Source organism: Monashia sp. HAY1-5C, assembly GCF_056755255.1.
On sequence record NZ_JBPGXG010000670.1, the window covers coordinates 1 to 243 of the forward strand.

1 protein-coding gene is annotated in these 243 nt (G+C 60.9%); it reads left to right on the top strand.

Translation table 11 applies throughout. The features are described 5' to 3' along the window. The coding region (locus ACR9ZK_RS23140; protein ID WP_481344258.1) for an ATP-binding protein at positions 1-243 on the top strand (243 nt) is incomplete at both ends.

The following is a 243-nucleotide window of genomic DNA, read 5'->3' on the forward strand; positions in this document are numbered from 1 at the left end:
CTCGAGGGCTCCGGTCTCGGTCTCTCTATCACGGCCGGTCTGGTCGATCTTTTCGGCGGTTCGCTCTCAATCGAAAGCGAATGGGGCAAGGGATCGGTCTTCACCGTCGATCTGCCTATGCCGCTGGTTGCCGAGCGTGGCAAATCTCCGGATCTGCCGGCCAACGTCATGGGCGCCGGCATCCTGGTCGTGGAAGACAATGGGATCCATCGGCGCATATTGACCGGGCAATTGGCGCAATGG